The sequence below is a fragment of the Flavobacterium sp. ZB4R12 genome (genome assembly GCF_048276375.1).
Lineage (GTDB): Bacteria > Bacteroidota > Bacteroidia > Flavobacteriales > Flavobacteriaceae > Flavobacterium > Flavobacterium gawalongense.
The window spans coordinates 1-21,327 of the sequence record NZ_JBLNKS010000003.1 but is presented as its reverse complement, the minus strand read 5'-3'; the positions used below and the strand labels follow the sequence as shown (position 1 = coordinate 21,327).

General features: G+C 34.1%; 23 protein-coding genes. 9 read left to right on the top strand and 14 right to left on the bottom strand.

Features of this window, described 5'->3' with window-relative positions; translation table 11 throughout:
• The first annotated feature begins 4 nt into the window (after positions 1–4).
• The 6 genes from ACNO7W_RS02635 to ACNO7W_RS02610 all read left to right on the top strand — a co-directional run bounded on the left by ACNO7W_RS02635 (position 5) and on the right by ACNO7W_RS02610 (position 4,659).
• Positions 5–604: a thiamine phosphate synthase gene (locus tag ACNO7W_RS02635; protein ID WP_144064463.1), complete on the top strand. Its 600-nt coding sequence runs from the start codon at positions 5–7 to the stop codon at positions 602–604.
• On the top strand, positions 577–1,332 hold the full coding sequence (locus ACNO7W_RS02630; RefSeq protein ID WP_417936916.1) for a hydroxymethylpyrimidine/phosphomethylpyrimidine kinase: 756 nt from the start codon (positions 577–579) through the stop codon (positions 1,330–1,332). Before ACNO7W_RS02635 ends, ACNO7W_RS02630 begins: the two co-directional genes overlap by 28 nt.
• Positions 1,325–1,957 carry a thiamine phosphate synthase gene (locus ACNO7W_RS02625; protein WP_417936915.1) on the top strand — a complete coding sequence of 211 codons (633 nt, stop codon included), beginning with the start codon at positions 1,325–1,327 and terminating at the stop codon, positions 1,955–1,957. Before ACNO7W_RS02630 ends, ACNO7W_RS02625 begins: the two co-directional genes overlap by 8 nt.
• Positions 1,944–2,714 (top strand): thiazole synthase, encoded by a 771-nt coding sequence (locus tag ACNO7W_RS02620; RefSeq protein WP_417936914.1) that lies wholly within the window; start codon positions 1,944–1,946, stop codon positions 2,712–2,714. Before ACNO7W_RS02625 ends, ACNO7W_RS02620 begins: the two co-directional genes overlap by 14 nt.
• A 94-nt stretch (positions 2,715–2,808) precedes the next feature.
• The gene (gene thiH, locus ACNO7W_RS02615) at positions 2,809–3,930 is read left to right on the top strand and encodes a 2-iminoacetate synthase ThiH (RefSeq protein ID WP_417936913.1); all 1,122 of its coding nucleotides are present in this window, start codon (positions 2,809–2,811) and stop codon (positions 3,928–3,930) included.
• Positions 3,931–3,948: 18 nt separating this feature from the next.
• Positions 3,949–4,659 carry a HesA/MoeB/ThiF family protein gene (locus ACNO7W_RS02610; RefSeq protein ID WP_417936912.1) on the top strand — a complete coding sequence of 237 codons (711 nt, stop codon included), beginning with the start codon at positions 3,949–3,951 and terminating at the stop codon, positions 4,657–4,659.
• Here ACNO7W_RS02610 and ACNO7W_RS02605 read toward each other — a convergent pair.
• The 4 genes from ACNO7W_RS02605 to ACNO7W_RS02590 form a co-directional block, all read right to left on the bottom strand.
• Complete coding sequence (locus ACNO7W_RS02605) at positions 4,656–5,450, bottom strand: MOSC domain-containing protein (RefSeq protein WP_417936911.1); 795 nt, start codon at positions 5,448–5,450, stop codon at positions 4,656–4,658. The genes ACNO7W_RS02610 and ACNO7W_RS02605 overlap by 4 nt on opposite strands.
• A gap of 71 nt (positions 5,451–5,521) precedes the next feature.
• Positions 5,522–6,166, bottom strand: coding sequence for a leucyl/phenylalanyl-tRNA--protein transferase (aat, locus tag ACNO7W_RS02600; protein WP_143385922.1), 645 nt, complete (start codon positions 6,164–6,166; stop codon positions 5,522–5,524).
• An 80-nt stretch (positions 6,167–6,246) separates the two neighbouring features.
• Positions 6,247–6,624 carry a DUF3127 domain-containing protein gene (locus ACNO7W_RS02595; protein WP_143385921.1) on the bottom strand — a complete coding sequence of 126 codons (378 nt, stop codon included), beginning with the start codon at positions 6,622–6,624 and terminating at the stop codon, positions 6,247–6,249.
• Positions 6,625–6,651: 27 nt separating this feature from the next.
• The gene (locus ACNO7W_RS02590) at positions 6,652–7,527 is read right to left on the bottom strand and encodes a flavin reductase family protein (protein ID WP_143385920.1); all 876 of its coding nucleotides are present in this window, start codon (positions 7,525–7,527) and stop codon (positions 6,652–6,654) included.
• 187 nt (positions 7,528–7,714) lie between these two features.
• Here ACNO7W_RS02590 and ACNO7W_RS02585 point away from each other — a divergent pair, with 187 nt between their 5' ends.
• Complete coding sequence (locus tag ACNO7W_RS02585) at positions 7,715–8,869, top strand: HAMP domain-containing sensor histidine kinase (RefSeq protein WP_314896158.1); 1,155 nt, start codon at positions 7,715–7,717, stop codon at positions 8,867–8,869.
• Here ACNO7W_RS02585 and ACNO7W_RS02580 read toward each other — a convergent pair.
• The 3 genes from ACNO7W_RS02580 to greA form a co-directional block, all read right to left on the bottom strand.
• Complete coding sequence (locus ACNO7W_RS02580) at positions 8,861–10,033, bottom strand: transglutaminase domain-containing protein (protein ID WP_417936910.1); 1,173 nt, start codon at positions 10,031–10,033, stop codon at positions 8,861–8,863. The genes ACNO7W_RS02585 and ACNO7W_RS02580 overlap by 9 nt on opposite strands.
• A 95-nt stretch (positions 10,034–10,128) precedes the next feature.
• A complete protein-coding gene (locus ACNO7W_RS02575; protein ID WP_144064461.1) occupies positions 10,129–10,518 on the bottom strand; it encodes an HIT family protein in 390 nt (129 codons plus the stop codon).
• 107 nt (positions 10,519–10,625) lie between these two features.
• Positions 10,626–11,102, bottom strand: a complete 477-nt coding sequence (gene greA, locus ACNO7W_RS02570) for a transcription elongation factor GreA (RefSeq protein WP_039108693.1) — start codon at positions 11,100–11,102, stop codon at positions 10,626–10,628.
• 161 nt (positions 11,103–11,263) lie between these two features.
• On the opposite strand from greA, the gene ACNO7W_RS02565 reads away from it, so the two are divergent.
• Positions 11,264–11,677, top strand: coding sequence for a Rieske (2Fe-2S) protein (locus tag ACNO7W_RS02565; protein ID WP_143385916.1), 414 nt, complete (start codon positions 11,264–11,266; stop codon positions 11,675–11,677).
• 60 nt (positions 11,678–11,737) lie between these two features.
• Here the strand turns inward: ACNO7W_RS02565 and ACNO7W_RS02560 are convergent, their stop codons facing one another.
• The 6 genes from ACNO7W_RS02560 to ACNO7W_RS02535 form a co-directional block, all read right to left on the bottom strand.
• Positions 11,738–13,939: a TonB-dependent receptor gene (locus ACNO7W_RS02560; protein ID WP_417936909.1), complete on the bottom strand. Its 2,202-nt coding sequence runs from the start codon at positions 13,937–13,939 to the stop codon at positions 11,738–11,740.
• 298 nt (positions 13,940–14,237) lie between these two features.
• A complete protein-coding gene (arfB, locus tag ACNO7W_RS02555; RefSeq protein ID WP_417936908.1) occupies positions 14,238–14,642 on the bottom strand; it encodes an alternative ribosome rescue aminoacyl-tRNA hydrolase ArfB in 405 nt (134 codons plus the stop codon).
• Between the two features lie 2 nt (positions 14,643–14,644).
• On the bottom strand, positions 14,645–16,771 hold the full coding sequence (locus ACNO7W_RS02550) for a DUF4301 family protein (protein WP_417936907.1): 2,127 nt from the start codon (positions 16,769–16,771) through the stop codon (positions 14,645–14,647).
• Positions 16,720–17,355 carry a nicotinamide riboside transporter PnuC gene (gene pnuC / locus ACNO7W_RS02545; protein WP_417936906.1) on the bottom strand — a complete coding sequence of 212 codons (636 nt, stop codon included), beginning with the start codon at positions 17,353–17,355 and terminating at the stop codon, positions 16,720–16,722. Before pnuC ends, ACNO7W_RS02550 begins: the two co-directional genes overlap by 52 nt.
• 131 nt (positions 17,356–17,486) lie before the next feature.
• Positions 17,487–18,200, bottom strand: a complete 714-nt coding sequence (locus tag ACNO7W_RS02540; RefSeq protein ID WP_417936905.1) for a geranylgeranylglyceryl/heptaprenylglyceryl phosphate synthase — start codon at positions 18,198–18,200, stop codon at positions 17,487–17,489.
• A gap of 149 nt (positions 18,201–18,349) precedes the next feature.
• Positions 18,350–19,021, bottom strand: a complete 672-nt coding sequence (locus ACNO7W_RS02535) for a 4'-phosphopantetheinyl transferase family protein (protein WP_417936904.1) — start codon at positions 19,019–19,021, stop codon at positions 18,350–18,352.
• 233 nt (positions 19,022–19,254) lie between these two features.
• Here ACNO7W_RS02535 and ahcY point away from each other — a divergent pair, with 233 nt between their 5' ends.
• Positions 19,255–20,571: an adenosylhomocysteinase gene (gene ahcY, locus ACNO7W_RS02530; RefSeq protein WP_417936903.1), complete on the top strand. Its 1,317-nt coding sequence runs from the start codon at positions 19,255–19,257 to the stop codon at positions 20,569–20,571.
• A gap of 127 nt (positions 20,572–20,698) precedes the next feature.
• Here the strand turns inward: ahcY and ACNO7W_RS02525 are convergent, their stop codons facing one another.
• Positions 20,699–20,953: a helix-turn-helix domain-containing protein gene (locus tag ACNO7W_RS02525; protein WP_417936902.1), complete on the bottom strand. Its 255-nt coding sequence runs from the start codon at positions 20,951–20,953 to the stop codon at positions 20,699–20,701.
• Positions 20,954–21,327 lie beyond the last annotated feature (374 nt).

The following is a 21,327-nucleotide window of genomic DNA, read 5'->3' as shown; positions in this document are numbered from 1 at the left end:
AATTATGATACTAATCTCAAATCCAATTGCAATAACAAACGAAATCAACACTATCCATGCTCTTTTTGAGAACGGGATGGAGTTATTTCATATTCGAAAATCTGAATTTACTGAATTCGAAATGGAAGTTTTTGTTTCTGCAATTGGACTAGAGTTTAGAAACCAACTTTCATTACACAGTCATCATCATTTAGCAAAAGAATTCGGAATACATCGCATTCATTTTACAGAAAAAATGAGAACTGAAACATCAGAAGAAAGCCTGAAAAAATGGAAAGAAAAAGGATTTAAACTCTCTACTTCCATTCACTGTATGGCTGATTTTGAAAAACTATCCGATGCATTTGATTATGCCTTTTTTGGGCCGGTTTTCGAAAGTATTTCTAAACCAAATTACGCTTCGAATCTTGATTTTAGAATGGAATTGAAACAAAGGAAGAACAACAAAACTGCATTGGTTGCATTAGGAGGAATTACATCTGAGAGAATCAAAGCTGCATTGGAATATGGCTTTGATGATGTGGCGCTTTTAGGTACCATTTGGAACAGCAGTAACACTATAGAAAATTATAAACTATGTCAGCAAATCGTCCATTTGTATTAACCATCGCCGGTTTCGATCCCACAGGAGGTGCGGGAGTTTTGGCAGATGCAAAAACATTCGAACAGCATCGTGTGTCTGGTTTTGCCATTAATACTGGCAACACCATTCAAACGGAAAATGTATTCTACGAAATGCAATGGACAGACTTGACTTTTGTTTTGAAATCATTGGACAAATTGTTTCAAAACTATACCCTCAAGGCAGTAAAAATTGGAATTGTTCCTTCATTGGATTATTTAAAAGAAATTGTTTTTACTGTAAAAAGACTTTCCCCAAAAACAAAAATTGTTTGGGATACGGTTTTGAAATCTACTACCGAATTCAATTTTATGAACATCGAAAATCAAGCTATTTTGATTGAAATATTGGAAGAAATTGATTTGATAACACCCAATTACAATGAGATTTTACAATTCTCTTCAGTAGAAAAAAACCCAGATGTAATTGCTCAAGAATTATCAAAACATTGTTCTATTTTACTAAAAGGAGGTCATAATCCAGACAAAATAGGTGTTGATTATTTATATCTGGAAAATAAGATTTTCAAGCTTACACCAAATAACACTCTGATTTTCGAAAAGCATGGCTCCGGTTGCGTATTATCATCAGCCATTACCGCGAATATAGCTTTGGAACAGGACCTGAAAACAGCTTGCAGTAATGCCAAAAAATATATAGAAACCTACTTACAATCTAACCAAACTAAATTAGGATATCATCATGTATAACAAGTTACAGTACATTTCACAGGGAAATACAGTCGAAGAACAATTATACAACATTCACAAAGCACTGGACAATGGTTGCGATTGGATCCAATTGCGATTCAAAAACCAAAATGCGTTTGAAGTTTTCACTTTGGCGGAAGCCGTAAAAATGTTATGCAAAGAATATTTAGCCACTTTTATCATCAATGACAACGTCTATTTAGCACAACAATTGGATGCTGATGGAGTCCATTTAGGTTTGAGTGACATGAACATTGAAGAAGCAAGACCCATTTTAGGAAAAACAAAAATCATTGGAGGCACTGCAAATGCTTTTGATGATGTACTTCAAAGAACAGAAGAAAATTGTGATTATATTGGTTTGGGTCCATTCCAATTTACAGCTACCAAACAAAATTTAAGTCCGATTTTGGGACTTGAAGGGTATCTTTCGATTATCGAACAAATGAAAATAAAAAACATCAAAGTTCCCATTTATGCCATTGGTGGCATCACACTGGAAAATGTCGAAAGCCTTATGGAAACCGGAATTCACGGTATAGCCGTTTCTGGTTTGATTACACAAAGCGAAAATCCATCTCAACTTATCACTCAACTTAACGACAAATTATATGTTACCATTTAAAATAGGAGATAAAACCTTTGCCTCTCGCTTGTTTTTAGGCACAGGAAAATTCGGTTCCAATCAACAAATGGAAGAAGCCATTTTAGCATCCGGGAGCGAGTTAGTAACCGTAGCGCTAAAACGTGTCGATTTGGAAACCGAAACGGATGCCATTTTATCACATCTTAAACATCCGCAAATTAATTTATTACCCAATACTTCTGGCGCAAGAAATGCCAAAGAAGCCATTTTTGCAGCACAATTGGCTCGGGAAGCATTAGAAACCAATTGGCTCAAACTCGAAATTCATCCTGATCCAAAATATTTAATGCCTGATGCAATAGAAACGCTGAAAGCAACGGAAGCATTAGCCAAATTAGGATTTATCGTTTTGCCTTACATCCATGCAGATCCGGTTTTATGTAAACGTTTGGAAGATGCCGGAACTTCAGCAGTAATGCCTTTGGGCTCGCCCATTGGCAGCAACAAAGGATTAAAAACTATCGATTTTTTAGAAATCATTATCGAACAAAGTAGAGTTCCTGTAATTATCGATGCAGGAATTGGCGCTCCATCTGATGCTGCAAAAGCGATGGAACTCGGCGCAGATGCGGTTTTAGTAAACACTGCCATTGCGGTTGCGGGAAATCCAAAATTGATGGCAGAGGCTTTTAGAGAAGCTGTCATTGCAGGTCGAAAAGCCTATGAAGCACAATTAGCACAAAAGGCAAACCGAGCAATGGCTTCAAGTCCTTTGACTGCGTTTTTATATGAGTAATCCTCTCCCCTCCCGAAGCCTCGGGACTCTCCAAAGGAGAGGGAGCCGAAACCGAATAATAAAAATGACGATTACTAAACAACCAACTTAAACGATGAAAACATTTAAATCGGTTTTTGACAACTACGATTGGGACACCATTAAATCCAAAATATACAGCACAACAGCACTGGAAGTCGAATATGCATTGGCCAAAAGCAAACGCAATCTCGATGATTTTTTGGCATTAATTTCACCTGCTGCCCAACCCTATTTAGAGCAAATGGCACAACTGGCGCATGAATTAACCAAAAAAAGATTTGGCAAAACGATTCAAATGTATGCTCCTTTGTATTTAAGCAATGAATGTCAAAACATTTGCACCTATTGCGGTTTTAGTTTGGATAACAAAATCAAACGAAAAACACTTACCGAAAGTGAAATTACACTAGAAATTGAAGTATTAAAAAAAGCAGGGTTTGATCATGTTTTACTGGTGACTGGCGAAGCAAATCATACCGTAAACATTCATTATTTTCTAAAGACAATTGCTCAAATAAAAAATGACTTTTCCACCATTTCAGCCGAAGTGCAACCATTGTCAACAGAAGAGTACGAACAATTGCATAACGCTGGAATCTATTCGATTTTAGTATATCAGGAAACGTATCATCGTGATGTTTATAAACAATACCATACAAAAGGAAAAAAATCCAATTTCGATTTTCGTTTAGAAACACCGGACCGAGTAGGAACTGCAGGTATTCATAAAATTGGATTGGGTGTTTTATTAGGATTGGAAGATTGGCGCACAGACAGTTTTTTCAACGCCTTGCATTTGGATTATTTACAAAAAACGTATTGGCAAACTAAATATGCGGTTTCTTTCCCCAGATTAAGACCGGCAGAAGGAGTTATTGAGCCCAACTTTATCATGGATGATACTGATTTGACCCAACTCATTTGCGCCTACCGCTTGTGGAACGAAGATTTAGAAATCTCCATGTCAACCCGTGAAAACGAAAAATTTCGTGATAATATTATTCCAATCGGCATTACCAGTATGAGTGCTGGTTCTAAAACTAACCCTGGCGGTTATGTCGTTGATCCACAATCATTGGAGCAATTTGAAATCAGTGATGAACGATCGGCTTCGGAGATTGCAAAAGTTATTTCCAGTAGAGGATACGAACCCGTTTGGAAGGATTGGGATAGAAGTTATACAAATATAGATTAACATTTTAGATTGAAGAATATGAGTATTATTCAAGATTTTTTACGGTATAACCGACAAATGATGTTACCGGAAATAGGTGATTCAGGACAAGAAAAACTCAAAAAAGCTAAAGTTTTAGTAATTGGTGCTGGCGGACTGGGTTGTCCTATTTTGCAATATATAGCAACGGCTGGAATTGGAACTATTGGAATTGTAGATTTTGATAAAATAGAATTACACAACCTTCACCGCCAAATTTTATATACGGAGGAACACGTTGGTAAATCAAAAGCAATTACGGCAAAATCGGTTTTGGAAACTTTAAATCCATTGATTGATATTATCGCTTTTGAAGAAAAATTAACTATTGAAAATGCCGCACAAATCATCATGAATTTTGATGTAATTGTTGACGGTTGCGATAATTTTGCTACCCGCTATTTAGTAAATGATACTTGTGTGGCCTTAGGAAAATCATTGATTTACGGCAGCATTTTGAAATTTGAAGGGCAAATGGCAGTTTTCAATCACAATGGAAATAAAAATCTTCGTGATTTATTCCCAGAACCGCCGAATCCAAAAGATGTTCCCAATTGTAATTTGAATGGCGTATTGGGTACGCTTCCCGGAATTATCGGCACGATGATGGCACATGAAACTTTGAAACTAATTATGGATTTACCTACTTTAGAAAATGAATTGGTACTATTTAATAGCTTAGATTGGAGTTTTAACAAACTTAGATTTTAAAAACTTAAAACATCCCCAACATTAACAACACCTTTTTCGACACACACTAAATTGGTTCCAAAAAGAACATTCTTATCCACTTTTCGGTAAGTACTTAATGTCTTTAATGGTTCTTTTAGCACAATACTTTTCATTGGATCATTATTGACCATTATGCATCTGGCACAAGGTTTTACATTTTTGAACGTAACATCCCCTAATTTGATAATCCCAAAGTGATCCTCTTCATGGGCACGCTTGCTGCTAATAACAATATTGGGTCTAAATCTTGCAACGGTAATCTTTTCTTCTAATTTTTCATTTAAGTGGTCTAAACTTTCGCTACCTACTAATAAATACGGATAACCATCGGCTAAGCTAACATTGAAAGTGACATTCAATGCCTTGCTCTTATGTTTTCTATCTCCAATTTCAATAATTTTTACCAATTTACAGGCAAAACCGAGGCATTCACTAAACCAATCTGAAGTAGTTTTATTAACCTCGAAAACTTCGCTTTGATCATCCCAAACAGACACTAAAATTGGATTATTTATGCTTTCATTAATCAAAAAAGTATGTTTTTTATCTTGGTAGGTTATCTCAATTTTGTCTTCTAAAATTTGAGGCTGAAACTGACTTAGAATAGGATGCTTTCTTTGGCTTATAAATTGATTATTTTCATCAATTAGCATCCATCGTCTGTCATTCTCAAAACCCATTTCTTCAGCCCTTGCACTTTGACAACTGATTCCTCCTAAGCTTTTGATGGGATAGATGTAGATTTCGCTAATAAAAGGAGTATTGTCCATTACATTTTAAAATTTAATTGGCTATAAAATACTTGTTTTTCAAATTCAAGAATCAAAAAAGATAGCGGGACTTACTTTTTAGAAACATTCAAAATACTCATGAATTCTTCTCTGTCAATTTCCCTGCAGCCCAAACTTTCGAGATGAGGATTATAAACCTGACAATCTAACAATTTATAATTGGCTGCCTTTAATTGGTTTACCAAAGCAATAAAAGCCACTTTTGAAGCATTTGAAACTGTAGAAAACATACTTTCTCCACAGAAAACATGCTCTAAATCGACACCATACAAACCGCCTACCAACTCATCACCTTGCCAAACTTCTACTGATTTGGCAATTCCTAATTCGTGCAATTTACAATAAGCTTCAATCATATCATTGGTAATCCAAGTCCCGTTTTGTCCATCGCGCTTTATGTTTTGACAATTCGAAATTACGGCTCTGAAATTCAGATTAAAGGTAACTTTGAAAATATTTCTATTAAGAATGTTACGCATACTTTTGGAAACAATCAACTCATCCAGAAACAACACCATTCTGGGATTAGGTGACCACCACATTATGGGCTCCCCTTCTTCAAACCATGGAAAAATTCCACTTTTGTAAGCAAGTTGCAAACGCTCTGGCGATAAGTCCCCTCCAACAGCGAGAATCCCATCGGCATTCGCTTCGGAAACAGGCGGAAAAATTAAAGGAGCTGATAAATAATACATTCTTTATTAAAAAATAAACCCGACAGTTATTTGGAATATCTGTCGGGTTTGAATCACTATATCAATAGAAAATCAAATGATTAAAATGGTAAATCGTCTGCTTCTTCTTCGTTTAAATTTGTAGCTGGAGCAAATGCTTCAGCAGCTGGCATTGGAGGCGTTTGTGCATTAGGTGCATCAGCAGCTAATCTTTCCACTCTCCATCCTTGGATAGCATTGAAATATTTAGTCACTCCTTGTGGATCAACCCATTCGCGTCCTCTTAAATTAATAGAAACTTTTACCGCTTCACCCACTTTAAAACTATTCAACAAATCACATTTATCTTGTACAAATTCCACTAAAATATGTTGTGGATATTGTTCCTCTGTTGTTACTACAAGCTCTCTTTTTAAGAAACTACCGCTTCCTACATTTTTAGCATCCCCAAGCATTTTAATTTTTCCTGTAACTTCCATCTTCGTTATTTTTTATTGTTATTTAAGTTATTTTTTTGCTAAAAGCACTTTCCAAGCAGATAAAACATCATTGTCATCCAAATATTTTTTAGCCTCTAAGTGCACTTTTTCCTGATCATCAGAACTTAAAACGCCTTTTACAGCAAAATTCTGTTTTACAAATATACTAACTTCTTCCATTGTAGGCAAGGCTTCAATATTACCTAACATACCTAAATCATTTCCATCAAAAACAGGGCTTTCTTTTATAAAACTTGGAACAGCATCTACTCCAATTCCTAATGTTGATAGTGGTTTTGGCACTTCAAAAAGTCCTTGGTTTGATCTGGAATACCAGTTACCGCCTAATCTTGAAACTAAATCTATTTTATACTGATCAATTGCTCCATTTTCGTCTAAAACTGCTTCAGCAATATGAATTCTCAACACTTCACAAAGTATTAAATTTCCCGCTCCTCCTTCACTTCCCAAAGGAATAATCTGAGTGACTTTGCATTCAAATTGAACTGGCGATTCTTTCACTCTGAAGGGTTTTACAATATCAGAAGGAATCGGCGTCAAACCCGATTTTATAAACTCATTTACCCCATCTGCATACTCCGTACTTGCTAGAGAAGTTTGTTGCACCATATCATAATTCACCACATTAATTACCACTTCACGAGTTGCTTCGGCATTGATTAAAGTGTGTTTAATCGAATTATCACGAACCCGTCTTGCCGGTGAAAAAATAAGAATTGGAGGATTGGCACTGAACACATTAAAGAAACTGAAAGGCGATAAATTAGGAATTCCATTAGTTCCAATAGTACTTGCAAAAGCTATAGGCCTTGGCCCAACAGAGCTTTGCAAATAGCCTTGCAACTTTACTGTTTCAATACTTTTAGGATCAATACTAATCATGCTTTTCTTCTTTGTACATAAATACGTTTCTTAACTCACAAAAGTAAGTAAATGGTTTAAATTTAAAAAGGACGATCAAAGATTTAAGAACAAATAAATTGAATAGTTTTTACTAAAACAATTCTTTGCATAAAACTAAAATAATAATGCTGATATTTCGTTATATTTATACCTCAAATTTTAATTTATGCAATTTTCAGAAAGAAAAAATACAACCCGTTGGATTATTATTTTTGCTTCTTTTTTAATAATTTCATTAATTCTCTGGAACACCTACACTTTTTTTCAAATCTTCAAAAATGAAGAACGATTAAAAATGAATCTTTGGGCAAAAGCACAAAAGACGCTCATCAATGCAGGTGAGAATACTGATGTAGAACTTCCGCTTCAAATTTTCAGTAATAATACCTCAATTCCCATAATACTTACAGAAAATGACAGCATCATAAATACCGTAAATATTGATGATGCCATTGTGAAAAATAAACCTAAGGCTAATGCATTTTTACACGATTTAAAAAATGAAAACGAGCCTATTGTAATTGAATATGTGCCGGGAAAATTTCAAAAACTATATTATGGTAATTCGGCATTACTGAACAAACTAAAATATTACCCGATTGCTTTATTGCTCATTATAGTGCTATTTGGCGGCTTAGTTTATAATTTCTATCGAAGTACCAAAATGGCCACGCAAAACAAACTTTGGGCAGGAATGGCAAAAGAGACCGCACACCAAATAGGAACACCGCTTTCTTCCTTGATAGGCTGGGTAGAACTCTTGAAATCCGAAAATGTAGATGAAAGCACTACTTTCGAAATTGAAAAAGACATTGAGCGTTTACAAACCATAACAGATCGTTTTTCAAAAATAGGTTCAGAACCAAAATTAGAAAACAAAGATATTGTAAAAGAAACGCTTCAGTCTTATGATTATTTGCAATCTCGATTTTCAAAACAAATTGAATTTTCATTCAAAGCACCAAAGTCACCTATTATGGTTTCTCTGAATCCAACTCTACACAGCTGGACGATAGAAAATCTGGTCAAAAATGCTATCGATGCCATGAAAGGAAGAGGAAAATTAGCTTTAGAAATTGAGCAAGAAGGCAATACTGTTAATATAAACATTATAGATTCTGGAGGCGGAATTCAAAAAAAACAATTCAAAACTATATTTGAACCCGGATTTACGACTAAAAAACGGGGTTGGGGCTTAGGTCTTTCTTTAACCAAAAGAATTGTGGAAGAATATCACAAAGGAACCATAAAAGTACTGAATTCCGAAATAGGAAAAGGAACAACAATGCAAGTCAGTTTTAAAAAAAGCAATTTAGTTTAACGGAACTCCAAACCAAAAAACCTTAGTAAACATCGTTTTTCTGACGTTTTTTGACTTACTCAAATATTCCTGTACAAATAACTCATGTTCTTTTGCTTGCCCCAAAACATCATTGACAGATTTTTTTAACGAAGTTAAATTAGAGGAATTCTCCGTTCCAATCGAACCGATGGTGTAAATAGCGTCTTGGCATTTGGCTAATTTTTCAATTGGTGCTTGAATCATGCTGCTAATTTCATCATCAGATAAAATGGGTTTAAACTTATTATTTCTATAATGAACAAAGTCGTTTAATAAGTCGACAGCCTCATTGTAATTGTTGACTATTGAATTCAATTTTTCAACCTTCGAGTTTTGTCGTAAATAAGTCATCTCTTTCTTTTTACCTTCCAGACGTTCTAAAATCATGGCATTTTTAACTCCATTTTTTTCTATCCTTACAGCAGACTCAAATAATTTATCGATTTCTGATAAGGTATTGTATTTGGAAATTTCACTCTCAAAACTGAAATATTTTTTCGATTTATTAATTTGAGTTATACCTGCATAAAACTCATTATTGGTAATTGGATAATTTAGAAACTGCCATAAATAATCAAAAGGAATATGAGAAGAAATCAATTTTGTGGGTTCTGCCTTAAAATAATTCTCATTTAATTTTTTTAAAAATTTCCCATTGTTTACATAACCTGAACCCCAAGTAGGGTCAAACAAATACCACTTATCATCAATTTTTGCAGCACACCAGGCATGAGCCAAGTTTGCCACTTTCCCATATTGCTTTGTATAGCCTTCTATTATGTATGATTGTATTCCAATTTTATTCGAAATATCATTAAAAACCTCAGCATAATGAATACAAACACCTTTCTTTGTTTTTAAGGTTTTCATTATTTGTTCTTGCGGAGTTTCATTAAAGTTTACAGTAAACATATTAGCAACATCGTAGCTGATATTTGATGCGATCCAATAAAAAACAGCACGAATTTTATCGGCATCTGTTTTAAAATTAGCATTTATATAATTGGCAATCGCCTCCGTAGAATTAGTAGAACTTGTGGAAATAGTAGACATTTTCTTGTCAATCAAAGCATATCCTGCATTAACCTGACCGAAACTTAAAAGGGTAAAAAAGAAAGAAAGAATTAAATAAATGTTTTTCATCTTACAGGGTAGGCTCAAAAATTAAAAGGGAATGGGTTTTCACCTATTCCCTTTCTAAACGAAAACCGTACCAATTTATTTTATTTGTGCAACTATTATAAATTGGTTTTAATACGTATTGCTAATGCTTCAAATTCTTCTTTAGACATTGAGACTTTATTTTGAAAACGCATTTCATCCATTTCATTCAAAGGAATCAGATGAACGTGTGCATGAGGCACTTCAAGGCCAATAACTGCCATTCCAATTCTTTTACAAGGAATTGTTTTTTCCAATGCTATGGCTATTTTTTTTGAGAACTGCATTAGTCCAATATACAAATCATCATCAATATCAAAAATTTTATCGATTTCTTGTTTCGGAACACAAAGGGTATGTCCTTTTGCATTTGGATTTACATCCAAAAACGCCAAAAAATTATCATCCTCAGCGATTTTATAACACGGGATTTCTCCGTTTATGATTTTTTTAAAAATAGAACTCATGAGTAAGACTTTTAGATAATAGATTTTAAGATAATCGACATTTAGATGACAGATGTCAATCGTTTACTAAAAAACTGAACACCGTGACTGAACACTGAATACTGACTTTAGTCGCGGGAAATTTCTAGAATTTCGAATTTCAAAACACCATTAGGAACTGTAATCTCAGCAAATTCACCAACAGATTTCCCTAGTAAACCTTTACCAATTGGCGAGGTTACAGAGATTTTTCCTGTTTTCAAATCCGCTTCACTTTCGGCAACCAACGTGTATTTCATTTCCATTCCATTGGTTTGGTTTTTGATTTTCACATTGGACAAAACCAACACTTTAGAAAGATCAAGATGAGTTTCATCGATTAATCGAGCATTAGAATGCACTTCTTCCAGTTTAGCAATTCGCATTTCCAGCATTCCTTGTGCTTCTTTGGCTGCATCATATTCTGCATTTTCAGACAAATCACCTTTATCTCTTGCCTCAGCTATATCTGCAGATGCTTTTGGACGCATTACACTTTTCAAATAATCTAATTCTTCTCTTAACTTCTTTAATCCTTCTGCGGTGTAATAAGATACTGTGCTCATAATTTCGTCATTTATATAAATAGAAAAAATCCCATCAGGACGGGATTTCTTTCCACAAAGATACTATTAATTTTTTTAGCCTATAAATATATGTTAATCATATATAATTCAAAGTTAAATAAATTAAATTTGTTTCGCTAATTCTTTTACTATATTTTAAAATGAAAAAATACATCCTACTTTTCCTTATTATTTCTTTTTTATTTAGTTGTAGCGACAATGGTTTTGACAATAAAAATCCATACCTCCCAAATTATAGTTTTACTCTAGATATCAACATGAATTTACCCGCTTATTCTAATCTTCAGTATCCAAGTAATGCTATTTATTATTCGGGAGTAGGCGCCAAAGGCATATTTGTATTCAATACAGGAAGTGGCTATAATGCATTCGATGCCGCTTGTCCCAATCAGGCCTTAAGTAGCTGCTCTACCATGACTATAAAGGGAATAAATGTAGTTTGTCCCTGTGACAGCAAAGAATATAGTTTATTTACGGGACAAGGAAGTTTACAATATCCCTTAAAACAATACCGTGTGGAAGTGAACGGAAACGTATTGCGGGTATATAATTAAATTAAAAAAAGCCTGAAAATTTTCAACTTCCAGGCTTTAAAAATAGAGAACTCTTATAATCTAAAACTTCAATGTTAACCCTACAAGAAAGTTAATTCCAGCTTGAGGATAATAGCCAGCTCCTTCGATTGTTGTAATTGCCGGTGGATTAGAATAATCATCATCATAGGTATAGAAATAACCATTAGACACATACTTATAGTCAAAAATATTATTTACTAAGCCAGACAACAATACTGATTTGAAAATTGCCTTAGGCTTAAATTCATAAGAAACATTTATATCATTTACATAATAGGCTTTTAATTTAGACGCTTCAGAATCTATATTCCCCATATATTGATCTCCAACAATCTTAGACAACAAAGATACCTGAAGATTATTTATTGGCATAAAAGTCACAATATTACCCGCAATAAAATTCGGAGAATAAGCGATGTTTGTATCTCCTAAAGACGATAAAACACCATCTCTTTTAAAGTAAAAATCTTTATTTTTATTTGTACTTATAGTAACATTAGGACGAATAATTAAATTATCTAAAACTGCAATAGCGGCATCAATCTCAAGTCCTAAACGGTAACTATCTCCACTATTTTTTCTAATAGGACTTCCTACATCATCCAATTCCCCTGTTAGAATCAATTGGTCTTTGTACCCCATGTAATAAATATTAGCGTTCCATTTTACTTTTGCAGAAGCGTGACGCAATCCTAACTCAAAATCATCTAGTTTTTCCGGTCTTGGACTTCCGTTTTCATAATCGGTTCTGTTTGGTTCACGATTGGCTCTGGCATACGAGAAATACAACTTGCTTTTAGCATTGATATCAAAATTCAATCCTGCTTTTGGATTGAAAAAATTAAAAGTATCATTTACTAAACCTGTTTCGTAACTATTAGCTTTGTACTGAACACTTCTAAACTGCAAATCTCCAAATAAGCTTATTTTCTCTGTTATTTGATAATTTGCTTTTGCAAAAACATTTCCATCGGTTTTGGTTGCAAAATCATCATAATAATGATCTCCCAATTCACTTTGAGAAGCATATCGTGCCCAAATGACTTTTCCAAAATGATCGCCTTCATATTTGTTGTAACCGCCTCCAAAGATAACATCCAGTTTTTCATCTGCATAATTCGCAGAAAATGTAGTTCCGTAAAAATCATTATCCAACCATTTTTGACGAATTAAATCGGTTGTAGTTATTGCCCCAACTGGCTGTAATCCATAATCAGCAAAATCAGCATCTTCTTTATAATTTTCATAATACCCTTTTCCTTTGGTGTAATGAAAAGCTAAATTAGTATCCCAATTTTTGGACACTTTTTCATTCCAATGCAATTGATAATGATCTTGTTGGTAATTATCCGTTTCATTGTCATAATATCTAGTATTACCAAACTCATCCGTAAAAATTCCAGCTGAATTAAACGTTCTATCGCTATTTAAAGTAGCTTCATCAATCCCATTCCACGATTGATACGTTTTTTCTTTTCCACCAAAAGCCAGAGCTTTGATTAATGTGGTTTTACCAACATAGGTTCCTTGAAGAAAATAAGATTTCAAATCAGAACTTGCTCTGTCAATATAACCATCTGATTTCAAAGCAGACAAACGTCCAGCTAATTCAAAATGGTCATTAATTAATCCCGTGCTGAATTTTACAGTATGCTTTCTAGTATTGAAACTCCCAAAAGAATTAGAAATTTCGCCATTGCTTTCTTTAGCATAACTATCCGTCAACATATTCAAACTGGCTCCAAAAGCACCTGCTCCATTGGTTGAAGTCCCTACGCCGCGTTGCAGTTGCAAACTCTCCACCGAAGAGGCAAAATCTGGCATATCCACCCAATAGGCCCCATGGCTTTCCGAATCATTATAAGGAATTCCATTGATAGTGACATTTACTCTTGTTGCATCGCTACCACGAACGCGGATTCCGGTATATCCTACTCCATTTCCAGCATCAGAAGTAGTGACAACTGACGGTAAATAATTCATCAAAATAGGAATATCCTGACCTAAGTTTCTGAACTTGATTTCTTTTTTATCCAAATTACTAAAACTAACCGGTGTTTTTGAAGTAACTCGAACAGCTGAAACCAGGACTTCATCGAGTAGGTTTACTTTGGTGGTGTCTTTGACTTGAGAAAAAGAGATAAAAGATGCAAGAAGAAAGACAAAAGACATATAATATGTCAGATTCTTGAAGTTTGAGACTTTGGAACTTTGAGACTTTGAGACTGAAATAGTATTCATCCGTAAAAAGATTACGAATAAAAGGGGGAATTATTCTTTGTTTAATTAATAAAGCTTGTTTTCCATGACAAATAAAGCAGTGTGTACGCTGTTTTTTTGTCATTTTTCCCTTGACAACATTACTTGTCCAGGTTCTTTGGGTATAATCTCAGCTTTATTCTGAACTTGATTCAGAATCTGAAATAAATTCAGATTTTAAGCACCCCTTTGAGACGAGACAAATTTAGAAAAGATTTTTAGATATTTAGACTGTTTGACCGTTAGATTTAAAAAAACAATTAGAACCGAAAAAATACAATTAATTTAAATCTGGTTTCCTACGGGCTTTCTTAATTTCAGATACGTTCTTTTTATCCTTTATTCGCTTTCGAATAACTGACTTCGGAATCTTGGTGGGTTTACGCTCTTTTGGAACAATTAAGCCATTTTTTATGAGTTCTAAAAATCGTTTAGTTACAATTTCTTTATTTTTAAGTTGACTTCGATCTTCGTCACAGTTCAAAATCAAAACTAAATCTGTTGTTAACCTTGAAGACAATTTGGTTTCCAGCAACAATTTTTCCTCTTCCGTCAAGGCTTGAGAATTTTTCAAATCAAAAGTCAAAACTACCTTAGAGGAAACTTTGTTTACATTTTGTCCGCCAGCACCGCTACTGCGAACGGCTTTGAAACTTAACTCTGATATGATTTTTTCTTTTTCCAATTTTATTGAGGCTGGTGTGCCGATTTTAGTAAATCATTTACACTTTTTACCGGATTGAATGTAATTAAAGGTACTTGAACAAAAATGGTAATCCAGTTTGCCATAGCACCATTCCATAAACCAGGTAGTTCATATGATTTAATATCCCTTCCAAATGTAGTTTTCTCCACTATAAAACCACTATTACGATCAACAAACTGAGTTAAGTCAAACTTCTCTTTTTTATAATTTTTAAGCCCACAAACTAAATCAACAGGATTAAAATGAGTAGCGCTATCAAGGATTTTCTTTTGATTTTCATTCGATAAATCCACTTGAGAACTTTCTACAATTTGCAATGAAACTGCGCCTTTTTCATCTTTTACCCAGAATGGCCCACCACCGGGTTCGCCTTCATTTTTGACCATTCCACAAACTCTGATAGGTTTGTTTAAAACAACTCTAAGTCTGTTGATTTTATTTTCTAAATCCAGTTTGTAAAAATCGTCTGAAATTTTAATGTTTAATTTTTCGGCCAAAAAAAGTAAGATCTCATCACTATTTTCTTGTTGGTTTTCTTTAGCATCTATTGCGTACAAATACTTAAATAATTGTTGTTGTACTTCTATTAAAATTCCTGCTAATGCTTTTTTATATAAAGCAATTTTTTGAATGTGATTTTGAATTACGTTATCAATATTTTTTATAAAAACAATATCGGCATCCTGATTATTCAAATTATCTATCAAAGCGCCATGACCTCCCGGTCTAAAAAACAATCGTCCATTTTCATCCCTAAATGGTTTGTTTTCAAAATCCACTGCAAGAGTATCTGTATTCTTATTTTGATATGAATAACTGGTAGTAATGGTTGTCCCAGATTGTTTTTCAATCGAACCTTTTATAGTATCAATTATACTTTCAAATTGATTTTGATGGACTTCTGAAACCGTAAAATGCAAATGGGAATTATTATTTGAACTCGAATAATAAGCACATTCATACAAATGTTCTTCTAAAGCCGTTGCGATATGGGTCATGTATTTATGAAAAGGAAGTACTCCCTTAGGTTTGCTTGAAAAATCAAAGAAATCTTTAGCTAAAAGTAACTTTATAAAATAATAGTTTTTATAATCTCTATTGAGCGAATCAAAGTCAGGAAATTCTTCTCTCAACTTTTCATCAATTGCCTTAAAAAACGGGAATTTTTCTAAGCCCACTATAAAAATAGATAGTTCTGTATCTTTTTTTCTGTTTATATAAGCATTAATACTTTCATTTTCAACATCAAAGTCTTTCAAAAAAGCAATCAAAAACTTAAACATTCTACTTGCCGCTCCCGATGCAGGAACGAATTTTTCCAATTTTAAATTTGATTTGTTTTCATCAAAAAACGTCGCTTTTTCTTGAAAATCATTTTCAGATAATTTTAAAATGCCGTTAAACAAAGTTGCGGATCCTACCAGATTACTCTTTGCTATTCCATTTCTAAAAAAACTCAATTGTTGTTTGATGTTTTCTAATGGAATTTCATTTTCATAAATTTGTACAAAATCAACAGAAGAAAAACCCATTTTCTTAGCTTCTGTCAAATCATCAATGATAGAAATGGCTTTGTTTAATCGTAAATTCTTGTCTCCCGAAAGCGTTATAAATGGTTTTTTATTATCAATTAAGGATTGCTTAAAAACCGCAAACATAGATTCTCTTTTTTCAGGGCTATCTCTTAAATCATCTTTTTCCCAAGGAACGTCAATATCAGTCAGAAAAAATAAATCGTATTCGTGTTCAAGAGCCGCTTGGTCTAATAATGGATCACAATAGTTATAATACACTTCCGAAAAAACCTTGGTCACCATTAAATTAGTGTCACAAAAGAGATATTTATTAGCGATTAAAACACTTTTATTTTCCAATTGGGTTTGACCATACGCAATAGGCAGCATGTCATCAACATCACAAATAAGTTGATTTTCATTCCATTTTTCTTGAAGATAATCTCGTGCGAACTCAGGAACCCATTCCGTTTTATAATATTCGGCGAGTTGTTTTGCTAATGTAGTTTTGCCCGTACTTTCGGGGCCAAAAAGAGCAATTTTTATGATTTCTGTAGTTCCATTTTTTGGGAACTGTCTAAGGTTTTCTTCCATTCTAAATAGCCGTAAACGGCAACAATTGTAAATACTAGATACTGAAAACTTGTAAAAGTAAAACCTTTTATAAAATACAAGGGAATGGAAATTACATCTCCAATAATCCAAAATATCCAATTTTCAATTTTCCTTTTTGCCATTAACCACATTCCAATAAAGAAAATACCTGTTATAAAGGTATCAACATAAGCATACCAAGTAGTGAATTTACCGAAATAATGATAAACCGAAACCACAAATGTGACCGTAAATATAAAGATAATTATGGCAATTCGTTTTTCATAATTGGAAATTTTTGAAATTGGAAATTCAACGGTGTCGCCTTTTTTCCTTGTCCAATGGTACCATCCATAAATACTCATCACAAAATAATACCCATTAATCATCATATCGCCCCATAAAGTCCATTTCCATAGTAGGTAAACATAAATAAATGTACTTACTAATCCTGTTGGGAAAACTAAAATATTGTCTTTTTTAGCATACCAAACACTGAATAGCCCAAAAATTACTGCTACAATTTCCAAAACAATATCTAATGTTGGGTAATCTTTGTATTGAGAAAAAAAGTATTCTATCATTAAATTTTAGATTGTTGATTTCAGAATTAAAAGAACCTCTCCCCAACCCTCTCCAGAGGAGAGGGAGCCTGGACGTAGAAATAGGAGTTCTTGTTTTATGCATTTTCTTTTTTGATTTTTAAAAAACTTCATTAATCAAAAAAATTAATGTCGTTTTCAAAGGCAGTTCCTATAACTACCAAATCAGCTCCTGCATGATACGCCTTTTGAATCCCTTGCAAATTTACAATTCCGCCTCCAACAACTAATGGAATTTCAATATTTTGAGCAACTTTTTTAATCATTTCGAGAGGAACAGCTTGTTTTGCACCACTTCCCGCTTCAAGATAAATCAATTTATTACCGAGCATTTCACCGGCTTGTGCGGTTTGAATTACATAATCAATATCATTCCGATCCAATGGTTTGGTTTTACTAACGCGTTCAACCGCGGTTTCATTGCCACTTTCGATTAAAATATAACCGGTCGAGATTACTTCTAAATCTGTTTGTTTCAAAATTGGAACCGCATTTACCTGATGTTCGATTAAATAATCTGGGTTTCTTCCTGAGATTAGCGACAGAAATAAAATCGCATTTGCTTTATCTGAAATCTGAGATGGGTTTCCTGGAAAAAGAACGATTGGCAAATCACAATTTTGTTTAATCTGTACAATTAATTCATCTAGAATATTAGTTGTAACAAGGCTTCCGCCAATGAAAATATGGGTGGCTGGTGATTGATTGATTTTTGAAATTAAAACGGCTAAATTCTCCCAAACTACTTTATCAGGATCGAGAAGAATGGCTAGCAGTTTTTGACTTTCGACTTTCGATTGGATGATTTCGTTATAAATGTTTGTCATTTTTGGCACGCAGATGACGCGGATTATTTAACTGACTACTGTGGCTTGATACTTGTTTGTCATTCCGACGAAGGAGGAATCTCTTAGTGTGGGTTTTCTCCTTCGTCGAAATGACAAGTTTGCGGGGGCATTGTTGAAACAAATAAACACTAATTTTCAAAGGCATAAACCAAAGTGAAATTTTGCTTCGCCTGTTCGCTATCGCTCGGGTCTATTTCTTCAAAATAAACCTTGAAATCTTTTACTAAACTATCAAAGTGAAGTTCAGCAATAGTTTGTTTAACTTCTAAATCGAAAGCATTGACTTTAATATGGTCTTTGAAACTGATTCCTTTTTCGTTTCGGATTTTGAAAATGGCTTCTTTGGCGCCCCAAATCACGGTCAGTTTCCGAATATATTCCTCCTTTTTTTCAGTCCCGAAGCTTCGGGATAAAAATTGAAATTCCGAGTCACAGAATTTATCTGCGATTCGGATGATTTTTTCTCTTTGCAATTCGATGTCGATTCCTACGGTTTCGTCACTAATGATAATGGCCGAAAACTCATGGGAATGCGTTATCGAAATATGTTTATCTCCATTGATATGCGGTTTCCCGAATTCGTCATAATACAAATCCAAATCCGTGTGGCCCGTTTCCTGCAATAATTTGCGAATACTGAGGAAAGCGCGTTGGTGCATTTCAGATTTCATTCCGTCGAGCCGGATGCGATTGGTATCGTTTAAGACCACTTGCCCGAACAATTCCTGGAAGGTTTCGGTTACTTTCCAAACCATGATTTGGGTAGTTGAATTGACATGTATCGTTTTGTAAAGTGGCATCGTGTTATGGTCTTGATTTTTAGCCCCGATTGTCGTGGAAATCCTTTTTATTTTTTCTTTAAAAATAAAAAGATTGCAACAAAAAGCGGGAAATAGCTCCAGAAAAAAAATTATTTCGTTAATGTTCAAAAGATTAGCCAATTAAACAATTCATAAATCTTTTAGAAAACAGTTAAATTCTAAAGTTATTCCGTAAATTTGCAAAAAATTTTACAATTACAAATATACTATAAATGAGTACTACAACTATGCCTTTTGTGGCTTTCAAAGTAAAAGACATTTCTCTAGCGGCTTGGGGAAGAAAAGAAATTGAACTAGCAGAAGCTGAAATGCCAGGCTTAATGGCGCTTCGTGCGGAATACAAAGACGAACAACCACTTGCTGGTGCTCGTATTGCCGGATGTTTGCACATGACAATCCAGACTGCGGTTTTGATTGAAACTTTAATCGCTCTTGGTGCTGAGGTGACTTGGAGTTCTTGTAACATTTTCTCTACTCAAGATCAGGCTGCTGCTGCGATTGCTGCTGCAGGAATTCAAGTTTATGCTTGGAAGGGTTTGAACGAAGTGGATTTTGACTGGTGTATTGAGCAAACATTATTCTTTGGTGAAGACAGAAAACCATTGAACATGATTCTTGATGACGGTGGAGATTTAACAAATATGGTTATTGACCGTTACCCGGAATTGGTTGCTGGAATCAAAGGATTGTCTGAAGAGACTACAACTGGTGTTCACAGATTGTACGAAAGAGTAAAAGCGGGAACCTTACCAATGCCTGCAATTAACGTAAATGACTCGGTTACTAAATCGAAATTTGATAACAAATACGGTTGTAAAGAATCTGCTGTAGATGCTGTTCGTCGTGCAACTGACTTGATGCTAGCCGGAAAAAGAGTAATCGTTTGTGGATACGGTGATGTAGGCAAAGGAACTGCGGCTTCTTTTAGAGGTGCTGGTTCTATTGTTACTGTTACTGAAATTGACCCAATTTGTGCGCTTCAAGCTGCAATGGACGGTTTTGAAGTGAAGAAATTAGACACGGTTATTGCTACTGCTGATATTATCATTACTACTACTGGAAATAAAGATATCGTTTTGGGTTCTCATTTCGAAAAAATGAAAGATAAAACTATCGTTTGTAACATCGGACATTTTGACAACGAAATTGATATGGCTTGGTTGAACGAAAACCACGGTTCATCAAAAATCGAAATCAAGCCACAAGTTGACAAATATACTATCGCTGGAAAAGACATTCTTATCCTTGCTGAAGGTCGTTTGGTAAACCTTGGTTGCGCTACAGGTCACCCAAGTTTTGTAATGAGTAACTCATTTACTAACCAAACTTTAGCTCAAATCGAATTGTGGAAAAACAGCGCGGCATACAATAATGACGTGTATATGTTACCAAAACACCTTGATGAAAAAGTGGCTATGTTGCACTTGGCTAAATTAGGTGTTGAATTGGAAACGTTACGTGTTGATCAAGCTGATTATATTGGTGTTCCAGTTGAAGGTCCATTCAAACCGGAATATTACAGATACTAGATTTTAGATTGCTGATTAGCGATTTATGATTTCAGATTTAGAACCCTTGCAGAAATGCGAGGGTTTTTTGTTTGGTAAAAAGTCAAATAATTTATATTTAAACCATCATTATATTCTTTATAAACTATTATTTTGAACTAGGAATATTTATTCCTTTAAAAAAATCTTCTAAACTTACTTCTAATAATCTACAAATTTTAACAAGGGTTTTTAACTCAAAATTTGCTCCTGTTTCTAATCTCCAATAGGCAGATCTACTCATTCCTAACTCAAAGGCAATGTGTTCATAATTGGAATAACCTTTCAATTTTCGCAATTCTTTCAATCGTAATGCTATCGCTTCCAGTTCAGGTAATTTGAGATTTTCTAAAGAATTTTCCATACCCCAAATCTCAAAAATTTGTATTTTTTGTGGTACTCTAAAATAAAGTACACTACATAATAGAATTTTTATTATATTTGAAAATAATAAAAAAGAAAATAACGTAGAATAATGCGTCCTACAATCTAGAATAAAACAAAATATAATGGGTTTATTTTCAAAAAGCACATCTGAAGAATATATTAACAAAGCAATAGAAAAGTTTTTTAATCCACATCGAAGCCCCTTTTCCTCTTATGTTGAAATTCAAGATTTACTAGGTATTCCGGCGAAACTGTACCACCTATTCCGGTACAAAGTGTACCACTTTTTTAATGATGTTTTCTGTGGTTAAAATTAGATATTTTTTTTAGTTATTTTTTCATTTTTTTACG